Source organism: Pseudomonas defluvii, assembly GCF_001695625.1.
GTDB lineage: Bacteria > Pseudomonadota > Gammaproteobacteria > Pseudomonadales > Pseudomonadaceae > Aquipseudomonas > Aquipseudomonas defluvii.
In genome coordinates this window covers 1-7,169 of the sequence record NZ_MBPN01000161.1, presented here as the reverse complement: position 1 = coordinate 7,169, position 7,169 = coordinate 1, and the positions used below count along the sequence as shown (strand labels likewise).

Annotated in this window: 5 protein-coding genes; 1 reads left to right on the top strand and 4 read right to left on the bottom strand. The window is 60.7% G+C overall.

The window, feature by feature from the left end; translation table 11 throughout:
* Together EKA13_RS25035 and purL are read right to left on the bottom strand one after the other, a co-directional pair.
* Positions 1-254 (bottom strand): YqfO family protein (locus EKA13_RS25035; protein ID WP_065761802.1); only part of this gene is annotated, 254 nt, incomplete at its 3' end.
* A 5-nt stretch (positions 255-259) separates the two neighbouring features.
* Positions 260-4,159, bottom strand: coding sequence for a phosphoribosylformylglycinamidine synthase (gene purL, locus EKA13_RS25030; RefSeq protein ID WP_065761801.1), 3,900 nt, complete (start codon positions 4,157-4,159; stop codon positions 260-262).
* Between the two features lie 260 nt (positions 4,160-4,419).
* Between purL and mltF the strand changes: the two genes are divergently transcribed.
* On the top strand, positions 4,420-5,880 hold the full coding sequence (mltF, locus tag EKA13_RS25025) for a membrane-bound lytic murein transglycosylase MltF (RefSeq protein ID WP_065761800.1): 1,461 nt from the start codon (positions 4,420-4,422) through the stop codon (positions 5,878-5,880).
* Positions 5,881-5,923: 43 nt separating this feature from the next.
* On the opposite strand, the gene tadA is transcribed toward mltF, so the two are convergent.
* Both tadA and EKA13_RS25015 read right to left on the bottom strand, forming a co-directional pair.
* Complete coding sequence (gene tadA, locus EKA13_RS25020) at positions 5,924-6,406, bottom strand: tRNA adenosine(34) deaminase TadA (RefSeq protein ID WP_065761799.1); 483 nt, start codon at positions 6,404-6,406, stop codon at positions 5,924-5,926.
* A partial coding sequence (locus tag EKA13_RS25015) for a multicopper oxidase family protein (RefSeq protein ID WP_176717482.1) occupies positions 6,406-7,169 on the bottom strand: 764 nt, incomplete at its 5' end. The genes EKA13_RS25015 and tadA, both read right to left, overlap by 1 nt.

Below are 7,169 nucleotides of genomic sequence, written 5' to 3'. Positions count from 1 at the left end.
TTCAGAGCGGTGACGACCGATTCAATCAACGCGTCGGCCACCACCAACTCCACCCGCCACTCTTCCACCTGCTCAACCACACCCGCCTGCCCAATGAACGGCTGGCTGCCGTCCAATGGGCGAAACTGGCCCTGGCCAAGTACCTGCCAGGCGCAGCAGTCATAGTCACCGATTCGGCCGCCACCGGCGGCGAATACGGCAGCCTTGACCACCTCTAGATGGCTAGGCGGTACGAAGAAGGCGAGCTTGTACATCCGGCTTAGTTCACCCACACGCGCGCGTTACGGAACATCCGCATCCACGCACCGTCTTCGCTCCACTCGTCCGGCTTCCAGGAGTTCTGTACGGCACGGAAGACCCGCTCAGGGTGCGGCATCATGATGGTGACGCGACCGTCGCGGCTGGTCAGGCCAGTGATACCACGCGGCGAACCGTTAGGGTTGGCCGGATAAGCTTCTGTGACCTTGCCATGGTTGTCGACAAAACGCAGCGCCACGCAGCCGGACAGGTCTGCCTCAAGCAGCGCCTCAGGGCTCTGGAACTCGGCATGACCCTCACCGTGAGCGATGGCGATCGGCATACGCGAACCGGCCATACCCTGCAGGAAGATCGAGTTCGACTCCTGAACCTGGACCATGGCCACACGGGCCTCGAACTGCTCGGAACGGTTACGCACGAAGTGCGGCCAGAGCTCGCTGCCCGGAATCAGCTCATGCAGGTTGGAGAGCATCTGGCAACCGTTGCAGACACCCAGGGTGAAGCTGTCGTTACGCTCGAAGAAGCCCTGGAAGGCATCACGCGCACGGCTGTTGAACAGGGCCGACTTGGCCCAGCCTTCACCGGCACCCAGCACGTCACCATAAGAGAAGCCACCACAGGCGACCAGCCCCTTGAAGTCGTTCAGGTCAACGCGACCGGCGAGGATATCGCTCATGTGCACGTCGATGGCATTGAAGCCGGCGCGGTCGAACGCAGCGGCCATTTCCACTTGACCGTTGACACCCTGCTCACGCAGCACAGCCACTTGCGGGCGAATACCGGTCTTGATGTAAGGCGCCGCGACATCCTGGTTGACGTCAAAGCCCAGCTTGGCGTTCAAGCCTGGGTTGTCTTCTTCCAGCAGGGCATTGAACTCCTGATCGGCACAGTCAGCGTTATCACGCAGACGCTGGATCCGGTAGCTGGTTTCTGCCCAGGTGCGCTGCAACACACTGCGCTCACCGTCGAACAGCACTTCGCCGTTCAGGCTGATCTGCACTTCTGCGCTGTTGATCGGTTGACCGATCACGGCAACACAGTCCTCACCAAGGCCTGCGGCGCTGAACTGTGCCAGTACCTCTGCCGTAGCGTCCTGACGCACCTGGATGACCGCACCCAACTCTTCGTTGAAAAGAATCGCCGCGACCTTCTCACGCTTGCTGGTCAGGGTGTCGAGCTCCAGGCTCAGGCCACAGTGGCCGGCAAAGGCCATTTCCAGTGCGCTGACCAGCAGACCACCATCGGAACGGTCGTGGTAGGCCAACAGATGACCGTCAGCGTTCAGGCCCTGGATCACAGCGAAGAAGGCTTTCAGGTCTTCGGCATCGTCGACGTCAGGCGCCTGGCTGCCCAGTTTGCCGTGGGTCTGTGCCAGGATCGAGGCACCCATGCGGTTCTGGCCACGGCCGAGGTCGATCAGGATCAGATCGGTCTCGCCCTTGTCCATGCGCAGCTCTGGGGTGAGGGTCTTGCGAATGTCAGTCACGGGCGCAAAACCGGTGACAACCAGCGACAGCGGCGAGGTAACGCTCTTCTCCTCGCCCTCTTCGCTCCAGCGGGTCTTCATGGACATGGAGTCCTTGCCCACCGGAATGGTCAGGCCCAGCTCTGGGCACAGCTCCATACCAACGGCCTTGACGGTGTCATACAGACGCGCATCTTCACCCGGGTGACCTGCGGCGGACATCCAGTTGGCCGACAGTTTGATGTCGGACAGCTTGCCGATCCGCGAGGCAGCCATGTTGGTCAGGGTCTCGCCAATCGCCATGCGACCGGACGCCGGGGCATCGAGCAGGGCCAGCGGGGTACGCTCACCCATGGCCATCGCTTCACCGGTGTAGACATCGAAACTGGTGGCGGTGACAGCGACATCGGCCACGGGCACTTGCCACGGGCCGACCATCTGGTCGCGAGCAACCAGACCCGTGATGGTGCGGTCGCCGATGGTGATCAGGAAGCTCTTGCTGGCCACCGCAGGGTGACGCAATACGCGATCAATGGAGTCATCCAGCGCCAGTGCGCTTGGATCGAAATCATCGCCCAGTTCCGCTTCACGGGTCACCGAACGGTGCATCTTTGGCGGCTTGCCCAGCAGTACGTCCAGTGGCATATCCACCGGATTGTTGCCGAAATGGCTGTCGGTAACGGTCAGATGCGGTTCGGCAGTGGCCTCGCCAACCACCGCGAACGGGCAGCGCTCACGCTCACAGATAGCCTTGAAACGCTCGAAATCGGCCGCATCGACCGAGAGCACATAACGCTCTTGGGATTCGTTGCTCCAGATTTCCAGCGGCGCCATGCCTGGTTCGTCGTTCGGCACGTTGCGCAGTTCGAAACGACCGCCGCGACCGGCGTCGTTAACCAACTCAGGGAAAGCGTTGGACAGGCCGCCCGCACCGACGTCGTGAATGAACTTGATCGGGTTGTTGTCGCCCAGCTGCCAGCAGCGGTCGATCACTTCCTGGCAACGACGCTCCATTTCAGGGTTTTCCCGCTGAACGGAAGCGAAGTCCAGGTCAGCCGAGCTGGAACCGGTCGCCATCGACGAGGCGGCACCGCCGCCCAGGCCGATCAGCATGGCCGGGCCACCCAGCACGATCAGCTTGCCGCCGACACTGATTTCGCCCTTCTGCACGTGGTCTTCACGGATGTTGCCCATACCACCGGCCAGCATGATCGGCTTGTGGTAACCACGGACTTCATCACCGTGCGGGGTCGTGATCGACTGCTCGAAGGTACGGAAGTAGCCGGTCAGGGCTGGACGACCGAATTCGTTGTTGAACGCCGCACCACCCAGTGGGCCTTCAATCATGATGTCCAGCGCGTTGACGATGCGCTCAGGCTTGCCGTAAGGCTTTTCCCAAGGCTGTTCGAAACCGGGGATGCGCAGGTTGGACACGGTGAAACCGGTCAGGCCCGCTTTCGGCTTGGCACCACGGCCGGTAGCGCCTTCGTCGCGAATCTCGCCACCGGAGCCGGTAGAAGCACCCGGGAACGGCGCAATAGCGGTCGGGTGGTTGTGGGTCTCGACCTTCATCAGGATGTGGACCGGCTCCTGCACCGCGCCGTACTGGCGGGTTTCAGGGTTCGGGAAGAAACGACCGGCCACGGAACCTACGATCACCGAGGCGTTGTCCTTGTAAGCAGACAACACGCCTTCGTTGTGCAGTTGGTAGGTGTTCTTGATCATGCCGAACAGGCTTTTTTCCTGGCTTTCGCCATCGATATCCCAGCTGGCATTGAAGATCTTGTGCCGGCAATGCTCGGAGTTGGCCTGGGCGAACATCATCAGCTCGATGTCGTGCGGATTGCGCTTCAAGCCCAGGAAGGCATTGACCAGGTAATCGATCTCATCGTCAGCCAGGGCCAGGCCCAACTCGACGTTGGCCTTTTCCAGTGCGGCGCGGCCACCGGCCAGTACATCGACCGCCGTCAACGGCTTGGGTTGTGCGTGACTGAACAGACCCGCGGCATCTTCCAGCTTGCTCAGCACCAGCTGAGTCATGCGGTCGTGCAGCACGTCGGCAACGGCAACGACATCAGCCTCGCTCAGCTCACCGCTGACATAGAAGGCGATACCCCGCTCCAGGCGCTGGATATTAGTCAGGCCACAGTTGTGGGCGATGTCGCTGGCCTTGCTCGACCAGGGCGAAATGGTGCCGAAACGTGGCACTACCAGAAACAGGCGGCCAGTGGGCTCCTGGACCGGTACGCTAGGGCCGTACTTGAGCAGACGTGCAAGCACCTGCTGTTGGTCGGCGGTCAGATCACCGTCAACCTCGGCGAAATGAGCGAATTCAGCATACAAACCACTAACAGCGGGGACTTTCTGGCTCAGTTGCTCGATTAACTTACCGTGGCGAAAGGCAGAAAGGGCAGGAGCGCCGCGCAGGATCAACATCGTCGGGACAGCCTCAGGAAGGGGGTGTGCTTAGAGGCCGTGCATTGTAGCCTAAACCGGCGCGTCAGGCACTCGAAACGCTGCATCCACCCCTGCCCGAATATCGGTATCTGCTGACGGCCTACAACAGCGCCACCTCTTAAATTGAAAAAGACGGTAAAAACCCTACATTTTGCGCGTACATTTTTGCCCATCGCTAACAGACAAGCCACCCATTGTCGAGATATGGCTGGGCCTGACCTTTGCGTATACTGCACGTTATGTTTGCCCAGACTGCTTTGCGCCAGCGTTGCGCCAAATGGCTCATCGCAACCGGACTCTTACTGCTGCTCGGTGCCTGCGTTGAAAAACCCAGCACACTCGAGCGAGTCAAAGAGGATGGCGTGCTGCGCGTGGTTACCCGCAACAGCCCGGCCACCTACTTCCAGGACCGCAACGGCGAAACCGGCTTCGAGTACGAACTGGTGAAGCGCTTTGCCGACGATCTGGGGGTAGAGCTGAAGATCGAAACCGCCGACAACCTTGATGACCTGTTCGGACAACTGGGCAAGCCACAAGGCCCGGTACTGGCCGCCGCCGGCCTGGTCAGCAGCGAGCAGCGCAAACAACAGGTGCGCTTTTCCCACCCCTACCTGGAAGTCACGCCCCAGATCATTTATCGCAACGGCCGCTCACGCCCTACCGACGTCACCGACCTGGTCGGCAAGCGCATCATGGTGCTCAAGGGCAGCTCCCATGCCGAGCAGTTGGCGGAACTGAAGAAACAGTACCCCAAGCTCAGTTACGAAGAGTCCGAGGCGGTCGAAGTGGTCGACCTGCTGCGCATGGTCGACGAAGGCCAGATCGACCTGACCCTGGTCGACTCCAACGAATTGGCAATGAACCAGGTTTACTTCCCCAACGTACGGGTAGCGTTTGATCTGGGGGATGCCCGCGACCAGCGCTGGGCCGTCGCCGCTGGCGACGACAACAGCCTGCTCAACGAAATCAACACCTTCCTCGACAAGGCCCAAAAGAACGGCACCCTGCAACGCCTGAAAGACCGCTATTACGGCCATGTCGATGTACTTGGCTACGTCGGCGCGTATACCTTCGCCCAACACCTGCAGCAACGCTTGCCACGCTTCGAGAAGCATTTCCAGGCCACGGCCAAGAAAGAAAAGGTTGATTGGCGCCTGCTGGCGGCCATCGGCTACCAAGAGTCGATGTGGCAGGCAGAGGTCACCTCCAAGACCGGGGTTCGCGGGCTGATGATGCTCACCCAACGCACGGCCCAGGCCATGGGCGTCTCCAATCGACTGGACCCCAAGCAGAGCATCAGCGGTGGCGCCAAGTACTTCATGCACGTCAAGAACGAGCTGGACGACAAGATCGAAGAGCCGGACCGTACCTGGTTCGCATTGGCGGCCTACAACGTGGGCAGCGGCCACCTGGACGACGCACGCAAACTGGCGGCCCGGGAAGGCCTGAACCCGAACAAGTGGCTGGATGTAAAGAAAATGCTGCCGCGCCTGTCGCAAAAGCAGTGGTACAGCAAAACCCGGTATGGCTACGCCCGCGGCGGCGAACCCGTGCACTTCGTGGCCAACATCCGTCGCTACTACGACATCCTGACCTGGGTTACGCAGCCACAGCTTGAGGGCAATCAGGTGGCCGAAGGCAACCTGCATGTGCCGGGGGTCAACAAGACCAAACCACCTGAGCAGCCGTCGTCCCTCTGAGCCCCGCTGTCAGTCATCGCGCACTTTCCAGCGGCATGCCCGCTCAGGATCGCGCACGCCGCGCCTTGAAGAACTCAGTGAGAATACTGCCGCATTCTTCGGCCAATACCCCGCCTTCAAACAGCACGCGGTGATTGAGAAAACCCTGGGTAAAAAACTGCCCCTGGCTCTGCACCACCCCGGCTTTAGGCTCCAGCGCCCCGAACACCACACGGGCAATACGCGAATGGACGATCAGCCCTGCGCACATGCTGCACGGCTCCAGCGTCACGTAGAGGGTGCTGCCCGGCAAGCGGTAGTTACTGGCAGCCTGCGCAGCCGCACGAATGGCGACCATCTCGGCATGCGCGCTGGGATCACTGCCACTGATCGGGCAATTGAACCCCCGACCAATGACCTCACCATGCTGCACCAACACCGCACCCACCGGCACTTCACCCAAGGCCGCGCCTTGGGCCGCAAGGTCCAGGGCCATCTGCATGAAAACCTGATCGCGACTGCGATCAATGATCTGGGGCTGGCGCATCAGGCTACCTCGATTGCAGCCATCAGGCCGGTTTCCATGTGATCGATGACATGGCAGTGGAACATCCAGGTTCCCGGGTTATCGGCTACCAAGGCGACCTGGGCACGTTCGTTCTTGCCCAACAGGTAGGTGTCGGTGAAGTACGGCTCGATTTTGCGTCGGTTCGACCCAATCACCTTGAAGGACATGCCATGCAGGTGAACAGGGTGCTGATACTGGGTCATGTTCTTCAGCTCGAAGATGTAACTCTTGCCCTTCTTCAGCGTAGCAATCGGGCGATCAGAGCAGGTCTTGTCCGTGATGTCCCAGGCAACACCATTGATCTGCCACAGGCTCGGCGGTCGATTCTCGGTATTCACCGACACCGAACCTGCCCACTCAAAATTGAAGTGGAGCTTCTCGGCATTGGCCAGATCCGGCTCGGCCACCGGGTTGGCCGGCAGCGCTGGCGGCCAGTCACTCGGCGTGTCATTACTGGCGACCGAGCGCAAGGTACCCAAGCGTACCGGGCCATCGCGCAGGGAGATTTCCTCACCCGCCGGCGGCACCTTGATCGCCAGACAAATACGCATACCCGGGCCCAACCAGTAGTCCTTGCCCAGCGGACGCGGCGTGATCGGGTTGCCATCCAGCGCATAAATACGCGCCTCGGCATTCCCGCGTAGGTTGATCCGGTAGGTCAGGGTATTGTCCAGGTTGAGCAGGCGCACGCGGACAATCTGCCCAGCCGGCAGATCGACAACAGCATTGGGTTCACCATTGA

Excerpts from the sequence above, each read along its gene's own strand:
- tadA (WP_065761799.1), bottom strand. The coding sequence starts at position 6,406 with ATGCGCCAGCCCCAGATCATTGATCGCAGTCGCGATCAGGTTTTCATG.
- mltF (WP_065761800.1), top strand. The coding sequence starts at position 4,420 with ATGTTTGCCCAGACTGCTTTGCGCCAGCGTTGCGCCAAATGGCTCATC.
- purL (WP_065761801.1), bottom strand. The coding sequence starts at position 4,159 with ATGTTGATCCTGCGCGGCGCTCCTGCCCTTTCTGCCTTTCGCCACGGT.